Source organism: Arthrobacter sp. 05T420 (genome assembly GCF_056396305.1).
Window position 1 is genome coordinate 26,760 of sequence record NZ_JBFTLG010000003.1, and the last position, 22,938, is coordinate 49,697.

A 22,938-nucleotide genomic window follows, 5' to 3' on the forward strand; every position below is an offset into this window, starting at 1 on the left:
TTCAGCCTTCCTGCATCTGGGCGGCGCGGGCACAGGCCCGCCGCAGCACCCTTTGGGTGAGCTCATCGGCGAGGTGCCGCTTGTAGTCGATCGGGCCGCGCTGGTCCGCCACCGGATCGCAGGCCGCCGCCGCCAGCCTGCCGGCCTCAGCGAACAGTTCCTCGTCCGGACGCCTGCCGCGGAGCGCCGCGGCGGCATCGGACACCAGGTGGTCAAGGCCCAGCGCCGTGAGTCCGACGGCGGCGTCGTCGACGGTCCCGTCCGCGGCGAGGGTGACTGCGGCGCCGGCGGCACCGACTGCCCAGTCCCCGACCCGGCGTTCGACCTTTTCATAGGCGCTGCCCGTGCGGGGCCGGATGCCGAACCTGAGTTCGCAGAGCAGCTCATCCTGCCCGACCGCGGTTTCGTAAGGTCCGCGGTGGAACTCGGACATGGGCAGGATGCGCTCGCCGCGTGGCCCGCGGATCACCGCCTGGGCGGCAAGGACATCACAAACGGTGGAGAGGTCCTCGGCGGGGTCGGCCTGGCAGAGCGAGCCGCCTATGGTGCCGCGGTTGCGTACCACGGGGTCGGCGATCACCAGTTCGGCGTCCCGCACAATGGGGAACAGCGCGGCGACCTCCTCCGACTCAAGCAAAGTGGTGTGGCGCGTCAGGGCGCCGACCCGTAGCTTGTTGCCGTCACGGAGGATGAAATCGAGCTCGTAGAGGTCATTGATGTCGATCAGCCATTCGGGCCGGGAGAGGCGAAGCTTCATCATCGGCAGGAGGCTGTGGCCGCCGGCCACCACCCGGGATTCGGGGCCGTACCGGGCGAGAAGTTCCAGCGCGTTGTCCACGCTGGTGGCGCGGACGAAGTCAAATGGAGCCGGAATCTGCATAGTCCCTACCTCACTCCGAACGACCGGCGGCGTGGTGCAGCGGCAGCGTAGCGCCGGATTGAGGTCAGTCTTGCCCCGGCCTGAGTGGGCTGTCAATATCGTCATAAGCGAAAGGTTATGAAGCCGTGGCGATGACATTGGGACAGTTGCGGACGTTCGCCCTGGTGGCCAAGCTGGGCTCTCTTCAAGCGGCCGCTGTCCACCTCGGAGTCAGCGAACCGGCCGTTTCGACAGCGCTTGCCGCCCTCAGGCAGGATCTGGGTGATCCGCTCTTCGTGCGCGCCCACGGCGGGATCGCGCTGACTCCCGGGGGCCGGGCCCTCGCCGAACACGCCCAGGACATCGTGGGACTGGCGGACCGGGCCCGGTGGGAGGTGGCCCACGCTCAGACCGAGACCGGCCGCCTGAAAATCGTGGCCACGGCGCCGTTTGCCGAGCACGCGGCTGGCCGCCTGCTGGACCTGTTCACCCGCCGGGTCCCCGGCGCCTCCGTCGATGTTGTGGTGGAGGAGGCCGAGGACATTGCCCCGCTGATGCTGGAACGCGTCTATGACATCGCCTTCGGAGCCAGGCCCCCCGTCCGCAATGGTTCTGCCAACGTCGGCATCGACTCCGTCCCGTTCCTGCGGTACCAGCGGATCGTCGTGGCGGCCGCCGGGCATCCGCTCGCCGCCCTGCACGGACCGGTGGCGCTGGCCGAACTGCTGCGCCGGCCGTGGTTTGCCGGTCCCGCCGGCATCCAGGCGGCCAGCGAGGAGGGCCGCTGGTTGGCGTCCCAGGCAGTGGCGCCGGAGATCGTCCGGCTGAGCAGCGAGACGGAGGCCCTCGCCGCCGTCAGGGCGGGCGAGGGAACCATGCTGGCGCTGGGCCATATTGTCCGGACTGAAATCCGCAGCGGATCCCTGGCCCGTGTCCCGGTGACCGGAACGCCGATTTCCGGGCTCTGGTGGGCCAGTACGCTGGACCGCCGCCGGGCCACCACCATGGCGCGGACCCTGCAGAGGTTTGCCGGCACCGCCGATGCCACCGCGGCCATGGTGGCCCCCGGCGGTTCACGGGGGCTGGAACGGCGGGGGTCCAAGTTCCACGTTGCACTCTGGAGCTGAGGCGCCTGCCGCTGTGTCGCCTGCCGCTGTGTCGCGTTGCGAAACGCCGGGCCGGGTGCTACCCCTTGAGGGTTAGGCGATCCATTCACCCCGCGAGAAGGAGTAGCAATGACGTTGTCCCGAGACGAAGACAGCTCGCTGCGGCATTGGAGCAGCCGTCTGATTCAGGCGCTGCAGATCCTCGACCTGGAAGTCGACCACGAAAAGATCGTCCAGGTCGCCGAAGAATCCGTCAAAGCCGTCGGTCCTCACGCAGACGCCATCAGCGCGTTCATCGTGGGCTACGCGGCGGGCACCGCGTCCACCAACGGCCGCAAGGGCACGCAGGAGGCCGTACACGCCGCGTCCAACAAAGTCATTGAGCTCTGCGAGCACGGCGAGTCCGGCGGCCCGGATGAGGAAGGCTGGGCCAAGAGGGCCCAATAACCAAGAGGGCACAGTAACGCGGCCACGCTGTAGGCCCGCCCCGCCAGCACGGGACATGCTCCACGGTTGGGTTCAGGGATGGACAGATTGGTGTTATGTCCAGTCGCCGGGGCCGGGGTTGGGCATGTCCCGTGGCCCCGCCCCGCGCCGGCGTGTGCCTAGAGTTGTGTGCCTGGTGTTGTGAGCCTAGGGTGAGGCCACCCCGGCGGGGACCGTTGCCGCGCCCTCGGGCGTCTGGTCCAGGCTCGGCTCAAACCGGACGATGACCGCCTTTGAGACCGGTGTGTTGCTGCCCTCGGCCGTATGGTTCAGCGGCACCAGCACGTTGGCCTCAGGGTAATAGGCAGCCGCGCAGCCCCGTGCGGTGGGAAACGACACCACGCGGAACTTGCGCAGCACGCGTTCCTCGCCGTCGTCGTGCACGCCGTGGACGTCCACGTCCTGCCCGTCGGCCAGACCGAGTTCGGCGATGTCGTCCGGGTTCACAAAGACCACATGGCGGCCCTTCTTGATGCCGCGGTAGCGGTCGTTGTGCGAGTAGATAGTGGTGTTGAACTGGTCGTGGGAGCGCATGCTCTGCAGGATCAGGGTTCCCTCCGGCCGTTGAACAAGTTCCAGATCGTTGACAGTCAGCACCGCCTTGCCGGTCGGCGTGGGGAAGGTGCGGGAATCGCGGGGACCATTGGCGAGGATAAACCCGCCTTCCTGCCGGATCCGCTGGTTGTAGTCCTTGCAGCCGCCCACGACCCGCGAAATGTGATCGCGGATGAGGTCGTAGTTCTTCTCATAGCCGTCCCAGTCGGCCTTGATTTTGTCGCCCACCAGGAGTTTGCCCATCCGGCTCACGATGGCGGGCTCCGAGAGCAGATGATGGGAAACGGGCTCAACGCTTCCCCAGGACGGGTGCACGGCGCAGACGGTGTCTTCCACGGAAACGAACTGGGGCCCGGATTCCTGGATGTCGATCTCGGTCCGGCCCATCGTAGGGAGGATTAGCGCCTCGCGGCCCGTCACAGTGTGCGAGAGGTTCAGCTTGGTCGAGATCTGGACTGTCATGTCCGTGTTCTGCATGGCAGCCACGGCGGCATTGGTGTCCGAGATGGCCCCCACCAGGTTGCCGCCCAGGGCGACGAAGACCTTGATCTCGCCCGCGCGCATTTTATTGATGGTCTCGACGGCGTCCGTGCCGTGCTCGCGGGGCGGTTCGAAGTCGAACTCCTTGCCGAGGGCGTCCATGAAGGACTGCGGCATCTGCTCCCAGATGCCCATGGTGCGGTCGCCCTGCACATTGCTGTGCCCGCGGATGGGGGAGGCGCCGGCGCCCGGCTTGCCGATGTTGCCGCGCAGCAGCAGGAGGTTGATGATCTCCTTGATGGTGGCGACACCCTTCTTCTGCTGCGTGATGCCCATGGCCCAGGTGATGATGACTTTCTCGGCCTTGAGGTAGCGGGCGGCGAGCTCATCGATGTCCTCGCTGCGCAGGCCCGTGGCTTCGAGCACCGTGCGCTCATCCAGCTGGGCGAGGTGCTCCTTAAGCTCTTCGAGTCCCTCGCAGTGTTCGGCCAGGAAGGCGTGGTCCAGGACGCTCCCGGGGTTCTTGGCTTCGGCGTCGAGCACCCGCTTGGACACAGCCTGCAGCAGGGCCATGTCGCCGCCGATCCGGATCTGGAGGAACTGGTCCGCGATCTGGGTGCCGTTGCCAATAACGCCCTTGACCTCCTGCGGGTTCTTGTAGCGGCGCAGGCCGGCCTCGGGAAGGGGATTGACGGCCACGATCTCGCCGCCGTTGTTCTTACACGCCTCGAGTTCGGTCATCATCCGGGGGTGGTTGGTGCCCGGGTTCTGGCCCATGACGATGATCAGGTCGGCTTGGGCGTAGTCGTCGAAACTGACTGTGGCCTTGCCGATGCCGATGGTCTGGCCCATTGCCCAGCCCGAGGATTCGTGGCACATGTTGGAGCAGTCCGGCAGGTTATTGGTGCCGTAGCCGCGGACCATCAGCTGGTAGAGGAAGGCGGCCTCGTTCGACGTCCGGCCGCTGGTATAGAACGCCGCCTGATCGGGGGAGTCCAGCCCCTTGAGCTTGTCGGTCACAAGCCGGAGCGCTTCGTCCCAGCTGACCGCCTTGTAGTGGTCCTCGCCGGCGGCTTTGTATACCGGTTCGGTAAGCCGGCCCTGCATTCCAAGCCAGTACTCGGACCGGCTGCGCAGTTCGCTGACGGAATTCTCGGCCCAGAAAGTTCCGGGGACCACCACCGGAGTCGCCTCCCAGGTCACAGCCTTGGCCCCGTTCTCGCAGAACTCGAACGCCTTGCGGTGGTGCGGATCCGGCCACGCGCAGCTCGGGCAGTCGAAGCCGTCCTTCTGGTTCATCGCCATGACGGTCTTGCGGGTCCGGTTCAGGCCCATCTGTTCGATGGCCGGCTTCATGGAGTGGTACACGCCTGGGACACCGGCGGCCCAGCTCTTGGGCCCGTCCGCTACAACGAGGTCTTTCTCGGACGGTTCCTCGATCTGAGGAGTCTTGCGAGTCACGTGAACTTCCCTTCTGCAAGCACCGTCCGGAGGGGACGGCGTGCTGATCTGCTGCCACTATGCACAATACCGTCAGGCCTATCAGCTTGATCGGACCGCCGCAAGCAATTGGCTGGCCCGCTCAGGTACCACGCCCCACCCGTACGCACCCCTCCCGAGTATCGTCCTCGCGCTTTTCAGGTAGCCGTTACTCGTGTTCCCGCTGCTGAAGCCGTGTGTTCTAGGGGTGGAAGGTCTCAGTGGGGAAAACCAAGCGGAGTCAAGGGGCGTTAGCCCTGCGGCATACGGGTTCTTCGTTGCGTTCGGCCGCCTTCAGGCGGAGCCGAAGGGATCCGTCCTGACTTCAATGGGCTCGATCAACAGCTGAAAAATCATGTGAATACTGGGGGAAGCGTCATGAAAAAAATTTGTGCCGACCGACTGCTTGGTAGAGAGTCGATCCACGTTTACGGGGCTGCAGCGAAAGCCTTGTTCCAAGGCCGAACCATCCTGGTCACGGGCGCCGGGGGTTCCATCGGTTCGGAGATTGTCCGTCAGATGCTCATGCTGGAAGTAGCGAAGGTCTACTGCATAGATAACGACGAGTTCGCGCTCTACAACCTGCAAATGGACCTGGAAGGCATGGCATTGCTGGACGATGACGTCTACCGGCTGGCCGACATACGCGATGAGCAGTTGATGCGGCGCATCATGCAGGAGGTCCGTCCAGACGCGGTGTTCCACGCCGCAGCGCACAAGCACCTGCCGCTCTTGGAGCGGGCACCCGAAGCGGCCGTCAAGACAAATGTCTTTGGGACCCAGTCCGTAGTGCGTGCCGCAATAGCCGCAGGCGTGGACAGGGTTGTCAACATAAGCACGGACAAGGCGGCGAATCCGACATCGGCGTTGGGATGGTCCAAGCGTCTCGCGGAGCACGTCGCCGACAAGTACGCCGACACCTCGGCGACCAAAGTGGCAAGTGTCCGCTTTGGAAATGTATTGGGCAGCCGAGGCTCATTTCTGCCCACGCTCATGACGCAAATTGAAACAGGACAGACGATCCGGATCACCGATCCCGCTGTCGCACGCTACTTCATGACCATCCCAGAGGCGGCCGGCCTGGTGATCGAAGCCGCCTGCCTGGCCGCCGGCGGGGAAACGTACGTGTTGGACATGGGTGCGCCGGTGCGGATCGAGTCGCTGCTGCGCCGGTATGTCGAATTGGTTGACTGCCCGATGCCTGAAATTGAGTACACCGGGCTCCGCCCCGGCGAAAAGATGTCCGAGGAACTTTTCGACCAGCGCGAGACCCACCATGCCACGCCTCATCCGCGCATTTTGAAGGTCGACGTCGGAGCGTATCCGATTGACCATGCACTGGCACTCCTTCGCGAGCTCGTCGACCACGGCGCCCACCCTGCACTCGTTCGCGAGGCGCTCGAATTCAATACTGCCGGAAAGGTAAACGATGGACTGGACAGCTTCGCTTCTAGCGCTCTTGGCACTGCCCCTTCTGGCAGTCTTAGTTGACGCTGTCGGAGCGGCCCGCAGCAGCCGCTTCGGAACTGGGCATCGGGAAGCTGGCAGCGCCTCACTTGAGGGTCTGTCCTTCGATGTACTTGTTCCCATTTACGGTGATATCCGGTATTTGACCAACGTCGACTTTCTCGACAGTTACGGGCGTCAAGTCATCCTCTGCACGACCTCCGGCGAAACCGACGATTTCCGGCAATCGCTGGAGGAAATAGCGGCGAACCACGGTTTCCGGGTATTTCACAGCGATTACGTTCCTCCGTCGGCCGGCACCAGGCGCCGGACCGGCGGAACAGTCCGCGACCGCGTCATCAGGGACGCGCTGGGATCTGCCGTGGAAGCTGACTATGTGGTGTGTCTGGATGCGGACTCGACGTCGGTCCGGCCGCTGTCTGAACTGGTGGGTGAGCTTCGAAGGCGCGGCGACGATGTCGCTTCAATTGAGCTGGTGCCGCAGGAGGAGGGCTCCGCCCTGGTCCAGTTGCAGCGGCATGAGTACCGGCTGGCAATGCGCCTCCGGTTCGTCATGCCATGGCTTCTAAGTGGCGCATGCCACGCCGGAACAGCATCTGCGATGCGGGCCATCATGGCGCAGCATTCACTCTTCTTCCAGGGCAATGATGTTGAGACAGGTTTGCTCGGCGAGCGTCTCGGATACCGCATGACCCACATTCCTTTCGCCGTGAACACGGACGTTCCCGCATCGTTGCGGGCCTGGTGGCGGCAACGCCTTGCCTGGGCGGGCGGGGAATTCCGTTTGTATATTGTGAACATCCGTTTCTGCTTCTGGCATCCATTCTTCTGGGCATACGGGAGTGTTGTGCTCTTTGCATTTCTCGTTCTTCGGTGGGAAGCGCTCGTTCATCCCGGGCTGTCGCTGCTGGCCGCGGCCACTCTCTATTTCGGCATGGTCTATGCCATTCATTGGAAAGGGCGCAATCGCTGGCTTTTGCTGATGCCCTTCTACACGCTTGCCACCAGTCTGATCATCCTTCCGCTCGGTGTGGTCTGGTACTTTGCCATGGCAATTCCAGAGAGGAACTTCGGACTCATCAGGTTCCATCGCGGCGCCGTGGGTTCCCATGCGCCAGGTCAGCCCCGCAAAGCCGTGGGCGTGGCCGGCGCATAGCCAGGGCGCCGCTGCCGCGGGCGCTCACAGGAGGTTCGTGGCACAATCCACGAGCCTCCTGTGAGCGTCATCCGGCCAGCGCTTGCACCCGTGCGCACCCCTTATACCAACACCGTCTTGGCGCTCGCTGAGAGCCTGCTGTACTCCGGCTGTAGGTAGCAGGGGTCAAAAATTCGAGTCCTCGAGGGGTAGCGGTTACCCGTCTGTTATCCGCCGCCGGCCCTTGCGGTCAGTACCCCCCGCGCGGGCTGCCTCGCCGCCGTCGGCCGCCGGGCGGGTATCCCAACGCGTCGGAGCGGGTACCCGCAGCGCGTGAGCCAAGTGGTCGGAACCCCCGGAAATCAACGGACCGCGGTCCGGAACGCAAGGTGCCGGCTGCTCCCAGTTTTCTCCAAGGAATCACCAAGCACTGTTGCACCATCACTCACTCTAAGAGGCAGGTGTGCAATGAATTTGTTTGCAAGCAGGAAGGTCGGCGGCCAAAGACGAGTCTTTAGCCGCCCAACCCGCGCAGTAGCCGCAGGAACAGCGATGACGCTGCTCACTTTCGTCGGGCTCACTACAACGGCGCTGGGCGCCAGCGCCGCGCCGGCGCCCGTCGGCGCAGGCTTCACCGTCACCGCAGCCGACTTGGCCTTCATCCTCAAGCAGATCAAGATCGCCGAGGCACACGTCGCGAATACGACGTCGGCCACCGGCCCTTGCGGGGCGCTTATCGGAAGAGGCCCTAACCAGATCCCCGATGCCCTTACCTCGTACGGACTCCGCACGGTTGACGGCTCCTGCAACAACCTGATCAAGGGCCGCGAAACATTCGGGGCCGCCGACCAGCTTTTCCCGCGTCACACGACGCCGTCGTTCAACACAGCGGATGGTGTCCCTGCCGGGTTCGGCCCCGCCGGTACGTCCTCGTACGCCCAGAAGTCGGGCAATGTGTTCGACTCCCAGCCCCGCCAAATCAGTAACCTGATCGTGGACCAGACGTCCACTAATCCGGCCGCCGTGGCCGCTGCCGGGTTCCCGGTCCGGACCCAAGGCAACCCAGGGTTGTTCCCCTGCACCACCGATCCTGACCCCCTGGCGGCTCCGCCGGTCGAGGCTGTGCCGGCCGGCTGCGTCCCCACGGGCCACACACTGTTCATCCCCAACGTCACCACCGACGTTGGACTCTCCCCGCCCTACAACTCCTTGTTCACGCTGTTCGGCCAGTTCTTCGACCACGGTGTGGACCAGACGGTCAAGGGCGGCGGAACGGTGTTCGTTCCGCTCAAGGCCGACGATCCGCTGATTACAGTCGGACCCGACGGCAAGGCCGGAACCGGCGATGAAGTGGCTCCCAACAGCCCGAACGCGTTCATGGTCCTTACCCGGGCCCAGAACCAGCCGGGCGCGGATGGCGTCCTCGGTACCGCAGATGACGTCCAGGAAGCCGCCAACACGGACTCGCCGTACGTGGACCAGTCCCAGACGTACACGTCCCACCCCTCGCACCAGGTGTTCCTGCGGGAATACATCAACAACACCGCCGGCAGGCCGGTCGCAACCGGCAAGCTGCTCGGCGGTCCTGCCGGTCCCACCGCCGGCGGCATGGCCACGTGGGCGGGCGTCAAGGCGCAGGCAGCGATCTTCCTGGGCCTCAAGCTCGAGGACAAGGATGTCACCAACATTCCGATGATCGCCGCGGATCCGTACGGCAAGTTCATCCCGGGCCCCGCGCGCGGTCTGCCGCAGTACGTCACCCTGACCGGCTTGGTTGAGGGCGACACGGCTAACCCCGTTCCGGTACCGGCGAACGTGCGGTACTTCGATACCCCGTTCCTGACCGACATCGCGCACAACGCCGATCCGTCGCCGCAGGACACGGACCACAACCCTGCCACGCCGCCTGTCGCGCCCACTCCGGACGCTGACACCACGGCCTCGGCGGATTTTGCGAACCAGCCCGCCGGGACTTACGACGACGAAATGCTCAATGCGCACTTCTGTGCCGGTGACGGCCGCGTCAACGAGAACATCGGCCTGACCACCATCCACCAGGTGTTCCACTCGGAGCACGACCGCCTGGTGGCGGATATCGAGAACACCCTCACCAACGACACCTCAGCCACCGGCGTTGCCGCGCTTGCGGAGTGGAAGCTGACTGCGGGTGCTAACGGTTGGAACGGCGAACGCCTGTTCCAGGCGGCCCGGTTCGTCACGGAGATGGAATACCAGCACCTGGTCTTCGAGGAGTTCGGCCGCAAGGTCCAACCCGCGATCCAGCCCTTCCACGTCTACCACACGGACATCAACCCGGCCATCAGGGCGGAGTTCGCCCACGCGGTCTACCGCTTCGGCCACTCCATGCTGACCGAGACCATCTCCCGCACCAACGCGGACGGCAGCGACAACTCCATCTCCCTGCTTAAAGGATTCCTGAACCCGCCCGAGTACACCAACGGCGGATCGGCGGGGTCCCTGACCTCGGAAGAAGCCGCGGGCAGCATCGTCATGGGCATGAGCGACCAGGTCGGCAACGAACTCGATGAGTTCGTGACCGGCACGCTGCGCAACAACCTGCTGGGTCTTCCCCTGGACCTGGCGACGATCAACATGACCCGTGCACGTTCCGAAGGCGTCCCGCCGCTCAATGAGCTGCGCCGCCAGATCAACGAGTCCACGGGCGACGCCCAACTGGCTCCCTACACGAGCTGGGCCGACTTCGGGCAGAACCTCAAGCACCCCGAATCGCTGATCAACTTTGTTGCCGCCTACGGCACCTACCCGACCATCACCAGCGAAACCACGCTGGCGGGCAAGCGGGCAGCAGCCAAGGCAATCGTTGATCCCGGCACCTTGGCATCTCCTCCCACGGCTGACATGTCCGACTTCATGAACAGTGCCGGTCCGTGGGCCACCCAGGAGACCGGGCTGAACAAGGTCGACCTCTGGGTCGGCGGGCTGGCGGAGAAGACTAACCTCTTCGGCGGCCTCCTGGGCAGCACTTTCAACTACGTGTTCGAGAACCAGATGACCGACCTGCAGAACGGTGACCGCCTTTACTACCTGGCGCGCACACCCGGCATGAACCTGCGGTCTCAGCTGGAGAGCAACTCCTTCGCGGAGATGATCATGCGCAACACCGACGCGCACTCGCTCAAGGCAGATGCTTTCGGCACAGCCGACTGCAAGTTCCAGCTCGGCAACCTGGCTGGTACGCCGGCGGGGTATACGACATCGGGGGCCACGGTCGCCGATGACCCAGCCAGCGAGTGCAAGGAGAACCTGCTGCTCCTGCGCAAGCCGGACGGCACCATCCAGTACATGGAGAAGAACACGGTAGATCCCAGCGGCATTAACGGCCAGTCCGTATACAACGGCACGGCCAACGCTGACCGGGTCACCGGCGGCAACGACAACGACACGTTCCTCGGCAACGAGGGCAACGACGTCATTGAGGGCAACGGTGGCGACGACATCGCACTCGGCGGCGACGGCAACGACCGGATCACGGATCTGTCCGGCGCCGACGTCCTCAAGGGCGGTCCGGGCAACGACTACCTCAACTCCGGTATCGGTGATGACATCATGATGGGCGGCGACGGCCAGGACTTCACCAACGGCGGCGCCAACGACAACGAAACCTTTGCCGGCGAAGGAAACGACTTCGTGCAGTCCGGTGACGGTGCCGATGCGACGTTCGGTGACGGCGGCGATGACTGGATCCAGGGCGGTTCCGGCCAGGACCTGCTGATCGGCGACCACGGCGCACCGTTCTTCGACGACCCGGCCCAGACGAAGCCCGGAAACGACATCTTCGTCGGACAGGTTGGCGAGAATGACTACGACGCCGAAGGCGGCGACGACATCATGACGTCCAACGCGGCGATCGACCGCTACGCCGGTGCTGCCGGTTTCGACTGGGCCACGCACCAGTACGACACTGTCGCCGCCGACGACGACATGAAGATCAACAACAACCTGGTCGGACTCCCGCTTCCTGTCGTGGTCAACCGCGACCGCTGGCAGGAAGTGGAGGCCAACTCCGGTTCCAAGTTCGACGATGTCATCCGAGGCGACGACGCAGTGCCCAGCACCGTAGGTGGTGCAGGCTTCAGTGGCTGCGACGTCCTCGACCAGACGGGCATCAACCGGATCGCCGGCCTGGGGGCCATTCTCCCCGCGCCGACCACCCCGCTTGCACCCGTGGCTGCACTCTCACCGATGGGCGTCTGCCCGCTAACCGGTCCGGTCTGGGGTGACGGCAACATCATCATCGGCGGCCTTGGCAGCGACAAGCTCGAGGGCCGCGGCGGCAACGACGTGCTCGACGGTGACCGGTACCTGAAGATCCGCATCAGCGTGCGGGACGACGCAGGCACGGAGATCGGTACCACCGACCTCATGGAACGCCCGTACCAGACGGGTAACCCGCAGACCCTGGCGGCTGCAGTAGCAGCCGGCGTCGTCAACCCGGGGAACCTGGTGGCTGTCCGCGAAATCGTGACCCCCACCGCCCTCGAAACCACGGGCAACCGGGACGTCGCGATCTTCTCCGGACCCCGGGCCAACTACACCATCACCACGACTGGCGGCACCGGCACCATTGGTTCGGCTGGCTCGACTACCACGGTGGTGGACAACGTCGGAATTGACGGCACGGACACGATCCGCAACATCGAGTTCCTGCAGTTCTCCGATACCGTTCTGCCCAACGCCCCGGTTATCGGGACGGCAGCCGCCGGCCCCGGGCAGGCAACGGTGCGCTGGACGGCCCCGACCGTCGGCATTGCCGACACCTTCTCCGTGAAGGTGCTCGACGTGACGACAGACCCGGCCGGCGTCCAGGTCGGTGCGCTGCGCACCGCTCCGGCGGGCGCCACCAGCCTGGTGGTGACGGGTCTGACGAACGGATCCCAGTACCGGTTCCAGGTGCTGGCCAGCAACGCCCTCGGTGACAGCCCGTTCTCGGCACTCTCCAACACAGTGAGCCCGACGACGGCGACCGCACCGGGAGCGCCCACCATCGGGACGGCCACGGCCGGGAACGCCTCGGCGACCCTGACCTGGACCGCACCGGCATCCAACGGCGGATCCGCCATCACCGGTTACACCGTGCGGGCCTTCGCCGGGACCGTCCTGGCACGCACGCAGGCGGTCACCGGAAACGTCGGAACCGTCGTCGTGACAGGCCTTACCAACGGGACGGCGTACACGTTCGACGTCGCCGCCATCAACACGGTGGGTACGGGCGGATTCTCGGCCCGCACCGCAGCGGTGACACCACGTACCGAATTCGTGGCTCCCACCCTCACCGCGCGGTCCCCTGCGCCGGGGGCATTGTCGGTCAGCCAGGGCGCCAACGTGACGGCAACGTTTAGTGAACCGGTGACGGGAGTTACGGGAACGAACTTCCAACTGCGGCAGGGCACCACGGCGATCGCCGCCGTCGTCTCCTACGATTCGCTGACCCGCGTCGCGACGCTCAACCCGGTGGCAACGCTGCCGGCAGACCGCGTCTACACCGTGACCGTCTCCGGCGTCCGTGACCTTGCGGGCAACACGATGGCGACGAGCACGTGGACGTTCACGTCGGGGCCTCTTCCTGTCATCACCTCATCGACCCCCGCTGCGGGAGCCACAGGGGTGCTGCGGAACAGCAACACGACGGTGACGTTCAGTGAGTCCATCACCGGGTTCGCCGCTGCAGGCAGTGTCCGGATCGTCCGGGCCTCGACGGGAGTCGACATCGCGGTCGCGGTGACTTACAACGCCACGACCAGGGTGCTGACAATCAACCCGAGTGCCACGCTCCTTGCCGGCACGCAGTACAGGGTCATCATCACCGGTGGCACCACCCGGATCCGCGATCTGGCAGGCAACCCGTTGCCCAGCCGTTCGTGGACGTTCACCACGGGATCAGCACTGTAGCAGCAGTGTGAGAACGCCGGCTGGCGGACCCTCAGCGGCCCGCCAGCCGGCTTCCTCAAGTCTTCGAAATTCATTTTGGACACTGTATTCAGCTCTATTGCCCACTTGGAGGGGCCATGACTACACGACGAGAGATCTTCAAACTGGGCGCTGTCGGCGCCCTCGGCCTTGCCGGCTTCAAAGGCGGCGACGACGACGTCCCGACGACGGGCACTGCCGCGCCGGCCGGGACACCGGTCACGGCCAGCCTTCTTGCACCCCAGAACATGCCTGTTCCCTATGCCGGAGTGTTTCGCCGCCCGCCGGAGCTGGTCCCTTTTCAGACGGGCTTCGACGACGGCGACCCGGCCCGTCCGTTCGCCCGGTATGCCCTCACCCAGAAACTCGGCCAGGCCCAGTTCGTGCCCGGCCTGAACACCACCGTCGCGGGCTACAACGGCATCTTCCCGGGCCCCACCATCCGGGCCACCCAGGGCACCCGGATCGAGGTGCGGATCCGCAACGCGCTGCCGGCCGCAGGGCTCCTGCAACCCGCCCGCTTTGATACCGTCACCCACCTGCACGGCTCGGCGTCGCTGCCGCAGTACGACGGATACGCCAACGACATCACCGTCCCGGGAAACGTCAAGAACTACCATTACCCAAACTTTCAGACGGCACGGACCCTCTGGTACCACGACCATAAGCACCACATCACCGCCCAGAACGTGTATTCGGGGCTCGCGGCCTTCTATCCGCTATCCGACAAATTTGAGCGTGCGCAACTGCCTCAGGGGGAATTCGACGTACCGCTCATGATTTCGGACGCCATGTTTAACGCCGATGGCTCCCTGGCATACAACGACAACGACGTGAAGGGCCTGTGGGGCGATGTCATCATGGTCAACGGCGTGCCGTGGCCCACCATGAAGGTCAAGCCCCGGATCTACCGCTTCCGGGTGCTCGACGCCTCGATTTCGCGGTCCTATCGGCCCACGCTCTCCACCGGAGACCCCGTCTACGTGGTGGGCACCGACGCCGGTATGACGCCCAAAGTGGAAGCCGTGAAATCGTGGCGGCAGGGCACGGCGGAACGCTATGAAGTACTAATCGACTTTCGGAAATACCGGACAGGCCAGCTGATAGAACTGCGCAACCTCAGCAACAAGAACAACATCGACTTCGCCAACACCAACAAAATCATGCGCTTCCAGGTAGTGGCCGATTCCGGGTCCGGGGCCGGCTCCATTTCCAGTATTCCGGCAACTCTGGACGACGGCGGCTCCGTCAACGCGTCCAAGGGCGGCATCCCCACTATGAGCCTCACTCCGGCAATGGCGAAGGCGAAGCGCGAACTGAGATTTTTCCGGGACCACGGACAGTGGACCGTCAACGGCGTCACGTGGGCCGATGTGGAGAAGTCCGGGTTTACCAAGCTGTTTGGCAACCCCCAACCATTCGACATTGAGCAATGGACCATCATCAACGCATCCGGCGGCTGGTTCCATCCGGTGCACATCCACCTCATTGACGCCAAGATTATCGCCAGGAACACCAACGGCGGCCAGCCGTTTGCCTGGGAGAAGGGCCCCAAGGATGTCTTCTACGCTGGCGAGAACGAGTCCGTCACCGCCCTCATGCAGTTCGACACGGGTACCGGCGGGGGTGGTCGCTACATGATCCACTGCCACAACCTGGTCCACGAGGACCACGACATGATGGTGCAGTTCTCCGTCGGCGACCTGCGGACCAACGACCCCATCACTTCGGATCCACCGGTCCTGGACACCGCTGCTCCGGACGCCTTCCCGCCGGTGTACCGGCCCGGGCTGCCGGCGGGGACCTGAGATGGGCCGCGTTGGGACGCTGGGCGCGGCGGCCCTGCTCGTGCTGGCGCTGAGCGCCTGCACGGGCGGAACACCGTCGCCGGCACCGCCCGTGCCTAACGCCGCGGCCGTTCAGAGCGCGGCGCCCGTCTCGCTGGAGACCGGGACAGACGTAGGCAACGGCCGCCCCGCCGTGAGCAACGACGGGCTGATGGTGCGGCGCCGCGCGGTCATTGCCATCCACCCCACCGCGGGCGGAAAGCCGGGCGCACCGCGCGCACGGCTCGAGCAGACCGCGGCTGCCAGCCGCATCGTCCTTTCCGACATCCCCCCGGACGTGCTCGAACCAGCGATCCTGGAGCATCTCGCACCGGAATTGATCCTGGCGCTTCCGGCCGGAAGCACGGGCGAGGACGCGGAGAAGCTGGCCGAACTCGCCTTCGGCCCGGAGGGCAGCTACCCCGGCGTGGAGCATGTCCACGTCGCGTCAGTCCTGGTCCACGACCTCCAGTTCAGCGTCGCTGCCGCCGATCCGGCAGCCGTGGCCAGGTCCGTTGCCGCGGAGGGCATCCTCTCGGACGCGCTCGGGAACTACGGCACCATCCTGGACAAGGCGGCCTTGAAGGTTACCTATATGGGACCGCTGCTCAGCGACTTGCTGGTGGAATCCGTGCGGATCGGCATGGCCCGCGGCGCCGGCGTCAAGCCAGCGGACGTGACCTTGGCTCCCCGTTCGGCCACGGGCGAGGGAGTGGACATGTCCCTCGAGCCGGAACCGGCACCCGAGCCTGAACCGTCGGCGGAGGACAGCGGAACGCACTCGCACGACGCCGGCGGCGGCAGCGGCGATGCCACAGCAACGACCCCGGGTTCTGCGGAATCCGGGCACTGACCGCACCAGTGGCCGGCCGGAGCAAGGGGAACGCTACCGGCCGGCCACGAGTGTGTCCCGGATCTCGCGGCGCAGGACCTTGCCGATCAGCGAACGCGGCAGCTCGTCCATCACGGCAACGCGGCGCGGCACCTTGTAGGCGGCCAGGCTCTCCCGGGCGAACGCCAGTAGCGCCTCCGGGTCGATGCCGGCACCCGCGGACGCCACGACGGCGGCCACCACGTCTTCGCCGCCGCCGGGGCGGGGCAGACCCACCACGCACACGTCCTTGACGCCGGGGAATTCGGAGAGAACGTCCTCGACTTCCGTGGGGGAGACGTTGAAGCCTCCCGTGATGATGAGTTCCTTGAGCCGGTCCCGGACAGTCACAAAACCATCCTTGTCCACCGTGACAATGTCCCCCGTGCGGAACCAGCCGCCTTCCAGCAGCGCTTCCTCTGTCTCCTGCGGCCGGTTCCAGTAACCGGCAAAAACCTGCGGACCCCGGATCAGGAGCTCCCCCTCCGCGCCGGGGGCACAGCCCAGGAGAACGTTCCGCGGGTCCACCACGCGGATGTCGGTCAGGGGAAACGGGACCCCCACAGTTCCCGGTTTCCGGCTGGGCCCGAAGGGGTTGCCCAGGGCGATGGGCGAGGTTTCCGTCAGTCCGTAGCCCTCGATCAGGAAGCCCCCGGTCGCGTTCTCCCACCTCTCCACTGTCGCCGTTGGCAGGTTCATCGCCCCCGAGATGGAAAACCGGATGCTGTCCAGCGCGATACCGCGCTCGGCGGCTGCTGCGGCGATCCGGTCGTAGATCGGCGGCACCGCCGGCAGGAACGTTGCAGGGGACTTCTTGTGCGCCTTCAGTACGAGGTCGACGTCGAACTTGGGGAACAGCACCAGCCTGGCACCAATGCTCAAGGCAAACGTCATGCACAGCGTCAGACCGTACGCGTGGAACATGGGCAGCACCGCGTACACAGTTTCCCGGCCGTCCTTGAGCCCGGGCACCCACGCGCGGCCCTGCGCGGCATTGGCCTGCAGATTGGCATGGGTCAGCATGGCGCCTTTCGGCTGGCCCGTGGTGCCGCTGGTGTATTGGATGACGGCCAGGTCGCCGGCGGCCGGACGCGGATGCCGTTTTTTCAGCGCGCCGGCGGCAAGGAGTTCTTTCCAGGCCAGCACGGTCCGGCGCGCCGGCTGCGCCACGGGCCTCGGCGGGTGCTTGCCGGCTGCCAAGGCGGCCCGGGCGGCGCGGGCTGCCGGCACGGGGAGTCGCAACGCCATCCGTTGCAGAAACGGCATCGCCGGGATCAGCTCAACTGAGACGATGCTGTGCAGCCCGACGTCGGCCGGCAGCTGACGAACCTTGTCAACGGCCTTGTCCCAGACTATGGCGACGGTAGCGCCGTGGTCCTCGAATTGATGGCGTAGTTCACGGTCTGTATATAAGGGATTGTGTTCGACGACGACGGCGCCCAGGCGCAGCGCCGCGTGGAAGGCGATGATGTGCTGCGGGCAGTTCGGCAGGACCAGCGCCACCCGGTCACCGGCCCGGACGCCGAGCGCCTTCAGGCCCGCGGCCGCCCTGCTGATGGCGGTCCCCAGTTCTCGGTAGCTGGTGCACGCGCCGAAGAATTCCAGCGCGGTCTTGTTCCCGTAGCGCCGGACGGACGAGTCCAAGAGGTCGACAAGGGACCCTTCGGGGAGCTTGAGGTCGGCCGGAACTCCGGGGCTGTAGTGGCGGATCCAGGGGCGGTCGGGACGCAGAGGCCCCACGGATCTGGTGCTCATGGTGTGTCCTTGCCACTGGGCTGGGTTGGGCTGGCTGGGTCCGGCTCCCGGCCCCGGGCCCGGCAGGGCCCGCCAAGAAATCCTACCGGCGAAATCCCACCGGCGCGGCCCCACACGGACGAGCGTCGCCGGCGAGGGCCGCAGTGGTGGCGCGCGGTGAGTAACCGGAGGTGACTTTCGGCCCTTGGCACCCGGCAGACCCGGGCGGAGGCTGGGGCGTACACCGCGAGCCGCAGGTCCGCACACTTCAGGGCCGCGCTGTTCCACATGCTTGCAATTCCACATGCTACGCAATGTAAGAGGTCCTCGGGAGCGCCATGAAGTACCAGCAGCCGACCCTGAAGTTCCGGGGTCCCTCCGACTCCGGGACGATCGACACAGGAAGTATCGACACAGGGGACCTGCGATGAACTCCAACGGCGTCACCCGGACCACCCTGTTGAAGGAGATCCACGATCTGGCCCGGCCGCTGAAAACCGACCGTGATCTTAACGGCCTCGTTCGGCGCGCTGCCGAGTGCCGTTTCGTAGCCATCGGCGAAGCGTCCCACGGCACCCACGAGTTCTACACCTGGCGCGACACCCTCAGCAGGAGGCTGATCGCGGAGGAAGGCTATAACTGGATCGGGGTGGAAGGGGACTGGCCCGACTGCTGGCGCATCAACCGCTGGGTCCGCGGCCAGGAGGGGAAGGACCAGGGCGTCCACGCGCTGCTGGCCGGTTTCGAACGCTGGCCGACCTGGATGTGGGCCAACGAGGAAGTCGCGGCGTTCCTGGACTGGCTGCGCGGCTGGAACGCCGGCCGGCCCCTGGATAAGCGTGTCGGCTTCTACGGACTGGATGTCTACTCGCTCTGGGATTCGCTCCGCGAAATCATCGGCTGGCTGCAGGAGAACGATCCCGACGCCGTGCCCACAGCCGAGCGGGCCTGGCAGTGCTTCCTGCCCCACCACGAGGACCCGCACCAGCACGCCTGGAGCACGCGGCTGGTGCCGCAGTCCTGCGAGCCCGACGTCGTGGCCCTCCTGACCGAGGTCAGGAACCGGGCCTTCAGCCCCGGACCCCATGAGGAGGACGCCTTCGACGCCGTCCAGAACGCCGAAGTGGCGGCCAACGCGGAGCACTACTACCGCATCATGGTCCGGGGTGACCGGCAGTCCTGGAATGTCCGCGACCACCACATGGCAGACACCATCGACCGGGTCAGCAGGCATCTCGGAGCGGCGTCGAAAGGCCTGGTCTGGGAACACAACACGCACATCGGTGATGCCCGGGCCACCGACATGGCGCAGGACGGCCTGGTCAACGTCGGGCAGCTGCTGCGCGAACGCCACGCGGGCGAAGGGGTGCTGCTTGTTGGCTTCGCAGCCCACCGCGGCTCCGTGCTCGCCTCTGACGGGTGGGGCCGCCCGGAGCGCATCCTTACGGTGCCGGCGGCACGTCCGGGCAGCCACGAAGACTTCCTGCATCAGGCCCTCGGCGTGCCGTCCGTGCTGGACTTCGGCGACGACCGGACCGGGCCATGGCTGTCGACATGGCTCGGGCACCGGGCGATCGGCGTCGTCTATCACCCCGAGAGGGAAGCCGGGAACTACGTTCCGACCCGGATGGGGGAGCGCTACGATGCCCTGATCTGGCTTGAACGCACCAATGCACTGCGTCCGGTGCACCACGAGGGGCCGCCCAAGGAACCGGAGTTCGAGACCGAGCCCACCGGATTCTAGTCCGGTGCCGATTCCAAGAAGGCAGGAGCCAGGATGGGCAAGCCAATCGTCGTCGGTTTCAACGGGTCTGCGGGCAGCGAGGCCGCGGTGGCCTGGCACGGACCGACCCCGGACTGGCGGGAAGCCCCTGTCCGCAGAGGGGGCTTTTCCCGGCTGCCAACGGATGGGAGGATGATGCCGTGGACCCCTTCTTCAATTTCGTCACTCACTTCTGGTGGCTCGTCTTTCCCCTGAGCGGACTGGCCGGCGGATGGGCGCGCTCTTGGTCCAAAGCAGCCGAACGCCGGCACCGGCGCCGTGTGGAGCTCTACACGCTCAAGAACCAAGCGGCGCAGGCCGAGCAGGCAAGCAAGGACGATGTGCTTGCCCTCATGAAGGCGCACGACGCCGTCAACCGGCGTTGGCTGGACTACGAACTCGACGTGGGAAAGCTGATCGACTTTCCGGTCATGACGGATGTCCGGGAGCCCCTCACGGTGGCTTTCCTGCGGGCCAAGCGTGAGGCCGACGGTCTGCGCCCCGCCGCCCCCGGAGAGGTCAGGACCGCCGCAAGGCTCGCGGAGTACCGGGCAGCCGTGACCAGTTTTGAACTGGCATTCGACGTCGCCGAGCGGGAAGCCAAGCGGATCAGGGACAGCAAGTTCACCGGGCCGGAACGCCAGCGGCTGGAGACTGCCCGGAAGCTCCTGCGGATCGCCTCAGACGCGGCCGCGACTCCTGCCGAGCGCCAGACGGCGTACAGGCGCGCCCGCCGGGAACTCGACGGGCTCATCGTGTTGCCGGAGGCCACGCTCGCTGCGCTTGAGGAAAAAATCGCTTCGGTGCTCGACGCCGGCCCGGCACCGGAGGTCCGCCGGACCGTCTAGGGCCGCCGTGAGTCGGGGCGAAGCCCGCCACGCCCGCTGTGAAACGCGTCGCACCGCCACCATGAATGTTGCGTGCCGTACCGGGGACCGGAATTTAGGGTCTTCTGGCATGTTTTGCCCTGCCGTCTTTCCCACGTACCATCGATAAGGTTTCAAGCTGCTTAAGTGACCACTGCGAGTCCGGAGAGTCATCGGAGAAACGCGGTGTTCATCCGGCATGGGGGATGTGGAACTGCTGACCATGGACACTGCAGATTGGGCAACAGGTGGAAATCACCGTAATGGTGGCGCTAGTGATATCGCTGGCGCTGTTCTTCGACTTCACGAACGGATTTCATGACACCGCGAACGCCATGGCTACGCCCATCGCGACCGGCGCCATCAAACCGAAAACAGCGGTTGCCCTCGCGGCGGTGCTAAACCTCGTGGGAGCGTTCCTCTCCACGGAAGTCGCCAAGACCGTTTCCGGCGGCATCATCAAGGAAGGCGCGGACGGTGTCCAGATAACCCCGGACATCATCTTCGCCGGCCTGATGGGCGCCATTCTCTGGAACATGGTCACCTGGCTCAAGGGCCTGCCGTCCAGTTCCTCGCACGCGCTCTTCGGCGGCCTGATTGGGGCTGCGATCGCCGGCATTGGCATCCACTCGATCAATTTCGAGTCGCTCATGCAGAAGGTCATTCTTCCTGCGATTTTTGCGCCTGTCATCGCCGGCGCCGTGGCGTACCTGTGCACGAGGCTGGCCTACGCGCTTACCTCCCGGCACGACCCCGAAACCGGGGACAAGCTCACGCAGAAGCGCGGCGGATTCAGGACCGGCCAGATCTTCACGTCCAGCCTCGTTGCACTCGCGCACGGGACCAACGACGCCCAGAAAACCATGGGGATCATCACCCTGGTCCTGATCTCTGCCGGCACCCAGCCCGCCGGCTCCGGACCGCAGTTCTGGGTCATCGCCTGCTGTGCCTTCGCCATCGCGATCGGCACCTACTCCGGCGGCTGGCGGATCATTCGCACCATGGGCTCCGGCCTTACCGAAGTCAAGCCTGCCCAGGGGTTCGCGGCCGAAGCCAGCACCGCCAGTGCCATTCTGGCCTCGTCGCACCTGGGCTTCGCCCTCTCCACCACGCAGGTGGCCTCCGGTTCGGTCATCGGCTCCGGAATGGGACGCCGCGGCACCACCGTGCGGTGGGGCACCGCGGGCAAGATTGCGCTCGGCTGGCTATTCACACTCCCCGCAGCCGGCATCGTGGGTGCACTGACTGCAATGCTCGTTCAGACCGGAGTCATTGGTGTGATCATCGCGGCCGTGGCCGGTACCGCCGCAGTGGCCTATATGTTCGTGCATGCACGCAAATCCCACGTTGGCCACCACAATGCCGTCCAAATCGAGGAAGTCGGCCAGGCCGTGCAGTTCCGTAAGAAGAAGTCCACCGCCAAGGCCATCAAGAATTCCGCCGTCAACGCGATCAAGAACGGGAGCGCCAAGCGATGAAGTGGTTGGAACTGTTCACCGTGGCCGGTGCCACGCTTCTGTCCGCGGTGACCGTCGTCGTCCTCTATGCCCTGGGTGTCCGGCTGACGGCCATCGCGGGCGACATCCGGAACTCTCCGGCGTCGTGGACCCGACCGCTCGCTTACGCCTGCTTCGCCGTGTGTGGGGTTGCCGTCCTCTTCGGGCTCTACTTGATCATTCCTTACTTCCACAAGTAAGCCGCCGCCTGCAGGCCGGTCGGGTCGTCCGCGCTGTTCGGCTGTCCCTTGCAGGGGTGAGGCCGCGCGTCGGGGGATGGGAACCGGGCACGGCATTGGCTAGGCTGGGGCCATGGTGAGCTTCCAGTACTTTGTGGCCTCCTCCCTCGACGGGTATATCGCCACCGATAAGGATGATCTGGCCTGGTTGCTCCAGTTCGACGGATTTGACGGCGGGCAGGAGAGCTACGACGCCTTCATCGCCGACGTCGGCTGTATCGTTATGGGCGGCGAGACCTACGCCTGGCTTCGGGAACACGAACCCGACACTTGGCCCTATCCGGGCACGCCCTGCTGGGTCTTCACCCACCACGAACACTCAGCCCCCACGGGCGCCAATGTCACGTTCGTGCGCGGGGCCGTCGGCGAGTTCGTGGACGACCTCAAGGGCGACGCCGGCGGCCGAAACATCTGGGTTGTGGGCGGCGGCGCCCTGGCAGCGCAGTTCGCGGACGCCCGGCTGCTGGACGAACTGATTGTCTCGGTCATCCCAGTGGTTTTGGGCAGCGGCAAGCCGTTACTGCCGATGAGAGGGCCGACGCCGCCGCTGGAGCTGACGTCGTCGCGCACCTTGGGCCGGGGCATCGTGGAACTGCGGTACCGCTTCCCGGACCGGACCTAGCCGGGT

General features: G+C 65.6%; 15 protein-coding genes. 12 read left to right on the forward strand and 3 right to left on the reverse strand.

Going from position 1 to position 22,938, the window contains the following annotated elements:
• Position 1: 1 nt before the first annotated feature.
• Positions 2–880, reverse strand: a complete 879-nt coding sequence (locus AC1DEM_RS04170) for an FAD binding domain-containing protein (protein WP_476883266.1) — start codon at positions 878–880, stop codon at positions 2–4.
• Positions 881–1,011: 131 nt separating this feature from the next.
• Here AC1DEM_RS04170 and AC1DEM_RS04175 point away from each other — a divergent pair, with 131 nt between their 5' ends.
• Both AC1DEM_RS04175 and AC1DEM_RS04180 read left to right on the forward strand, forming a co-directional pair.
• On the forward strand, positions 1,012–1,986 hold the full coding sequence (locus tag AC1DEM_RS04175) for a LysR family transcriptional regulator (protein ID WP_476883431.1): 975 nt from the start codon (positions 1,012–1,014) through the stop codon (positions 1,984–1,986).
• A 108-nt stretch (positions 1,987–2,094) separates the two neighbouring features.
• The gene (locus AC1DEM_RS04180) at positions 2,095–2,412 is read left to right on the forward strand and encodes a DUF6457 domain-containing protein (protein ID WP_476883267.1); all 318 of its coding nucleotides are present in this window, start codon (positions 2,095–2,097) and stop codon (positions 2,410–2,412) included.
• A 186-nt stretch (positions 2,413–2,598) separates the two neighbouring features.
• Here the strand turns inward: AC1DEM_RS04180 and AC1DEM_RS04185 are convergent, their stop codons facing one another.
• Positions 2,599–4,947: an FdhF/YdeP family oxidoreductase gene (locus AC1DEM_RS04185; protein WP_476883268.1), complete on the reverse strand. Its 2,349-nt coding sequence runs from the start codon at positions 4,945–4,947 to the stop codon at positions 2,599–2,601.
• Positions 4,948–5,343: 396 nt separating this feature from the next.
• Here AC1DEM_RS04185 and AC1DEM_RS04190 point away from each other — a divergent pair, with 396 nt between their 5' ends.
• From AC1DEM_RS04190 to AC1DEM_RS04210, 5 genes are all read left to right on the forward strand, one after another.
• Positions 5,344–6,456 (forward strand): SDR family NAD(P)-dependent oxidoreductase, encoded by a 1,113-nt coding sequence (locus AC1DEM_RS04190; RefSeq protein ID WP_476883269.1) that lies wholly within the window; start codon positions 5,344–5,346, stop codon positions 6,454–6,456.
• Between the two features lie 118 nt (positions 6,457–6,574).
• Complete coding sequence (locus tag AC1DEM_RS04195) at positions 6,575–7,588, forward strand: glycosyltransferase family 2 protein (protein WP_476883270.1); 1,014 nt, start codon at positions 6,575–6,577, stop codon at positions 7,586–7,588.
• 531 nt (positions 7,589–8,119) lie between these two features.
• Positions 8,120–13,498 (forward strand): peroxidase family protein, encoded by a 5,379-nt coding sequence (locus AC1DEM_RS04200; RefSeq protein ID WP_476883271.1) that lies wholly within the window; start codon positions 8,120–8,122, stop codon positions 13,496–13,498.
• A gap of 116 nt (positions 13,499–13,614) precedes the next feature.
• Entirely contained in the window at positions 13,615–15,324 is a 1,710-nt protein-coding gene (locus tag AC1DEM_RS04205) for a multicopper oxidase family protein (RefSeq protein WP_476883272.1), read from the forward strand.
• Between the two features lies 1 nt (position 15,325).
• Complete coding sequence (locus AC1DEM_RS04210; protein ID WP_476883273.1) at positions 15,326–16,195, forward strand: hypothetical protein; 870 nt, start codon at positions 15,326–15,328, stop codon at positions 16,193–16,195.
• 33 nt (positions 16,196–16,228) lie between these two features.
• Here the strand turns inward: AC1DEM_RS04210 and AC1DEM_RS04215 are convergent, their stop codons facing one another.
• Complete coding sequence (locus AC1DEM_RS04215; RefSeq protein WP_476883274.1) at positions 16,229–17,968, reverse strand: long-chain-fatty-acid--CoA ligase; 1,740 nt, start codon at positions 17,966–17,968, stop codon at positions 16,229–16,231.
• 406 nt (positions 17,969–18,374) lie between these two features.
• Between AC1DEM_RS04215 and AC1DEM_RS04220 the strand changes: the two genes are divergently transcribed.
• The 5 genes from AC1DEM_RS04220 (at position 18,375) to AC1DEM_RS04240 (ending at position 22,932) form a co-directional block, all read left to right on the forward strand.
• Positions 18,375–19,691, forward strand: coding sequence for an erythromycin esterase family protein (locus AC1DEM_RS04220; protein WP_476883275.1), 1,317 nt, complete (start codon positions 18,375–18,377; stop codon positions 19,689–19,691).
• A 179-nt stretch (positions 19,692–19,870) separates the two neighbouring features.
• Complete coding sequence (locus AC1DEM_RS04225) at positions 19,871–20,557, forward strand: hypothetical protein (protein WP_476883276.1); 687 nt, start codon at positions 19,871–19,873, stop codon at positions 20,555–20,557.
• A gap of 266 nt (positions 20,558–20,823) precedes the next feature.
• On the forward strand, positions 20,824–22,053 hold the full coding sequence (locus AC1DEM_RS04230; RefSeq protein WP_476883277.1) for an inorganic phosphate transporter: 1,230 nt from the start codon (positions 20,824–20,826) through the stop codon (positions 22,051–22,053).
• Positions 22,050–22,271, forward strand: coding sequence for a hypothetical protein (locus AC1DEM_RS04235; protein ID WP_277523773.1), 222 nt, complete (start codon positions 22,050–22,052; stop codon positions 22,269–22,271). The genes AC1DEM_RS04230 and AC1DEM_RS04235 overlap by 4 nt, the downstream gene beginning before the upstream one ends.
• A gap of 112 nt (positions 22,272–22,383) precedes the next feature.
• Positions 22,384–22,932, forward strand: a complete 549-nt coding sequence (locus tag AC1DEM_RS04240) for a dihydrofolate reductase family protein (RefSeq protein WP_476883278.1) — start codon at positions 22,384–22,386, stop codon at positions 22,930–22,932.
• Positions 22,933–22,938: the final 6 nt, after the last annotated feature.

Coding starts and splice junctions, on each gene's coding strand:
- AC1DEM_RS04180 (WP_476883267.1), top strand. CDS start 2,095: ATGACGTTGTCCCGAGACGAAGACAGCTCGCTGCGGCATTGGAGCAGC.
- AC1DEM_RS04175 (WP_476883431.1), top strand. CDS start 1,012: ATGACATTGGGACAGTTGCGGACGTTCGCCCTGGTGGCCAAGCTGGGC.
- AC1DEM_RS04240 (WP_476883278.1), top strand. CDS start 22,384: ATGGTGAGCTTCCAGTACTTTGTGGCCTCCTCCCTCGACGGGTATATC.
- AC1DEM_RS04205 (WP_476883272.1), top strand. CDS start 13,615: ATGACTACACGACGAGAGATCTTCAAACTGGGCGCTGTCGGCGCCCTC.
- AC1DEM_RS04215 (WP_476883274.1), bottom strand. CDS start 17,968: ATGAGCACCAGATCCGTGGGGCCTCTGCGTCCCGACCGCCCCTGGATC.
- AC1DEM_RS04170 (WP_476883266.1), bottom strand. CDS start 880: ATGCAGATTCCGGCTCCATTTGACTTCGTCCGCGCCACCAGCGTGGAC.
- AC1DEM_RS04200 (WP_476883271.1), top strand. CDS start 8,120: ATGACGCTGCTCACTTTCGTCGGGCTCACTACAACGGCGCTGGGCGCC.
- AC1DEM_RS04190 (WP_476883269.1), top strand. CDS start 5,344: ATGAAAAAAATTTGTGCCGACCGACTGCTTGGTAGAGAGTCGATCCAC.
- AC1DEM_RS04220 (WP_476883275.1), top strand. CDS start 18,375: ATGAACTCCAACGGCGTCACCCGGACCACCCTGTTGAAGGAGATCCAC.
- AC1DEM_RS04235 (WP_277523773.1), top strand. CDS start 22,050: ATGAAGTGGTTGGAACTGTTCACCGTGGCCGGTGCCACGCTTCTGTCC.
- AC1DEM_RS04210 (WP_476883273.1), top strand. CDS start 15,326: ATGGGCCGCGTTGGGACGCTGGGCGCGGCGGCCCTGCTCGTGCTGGCG.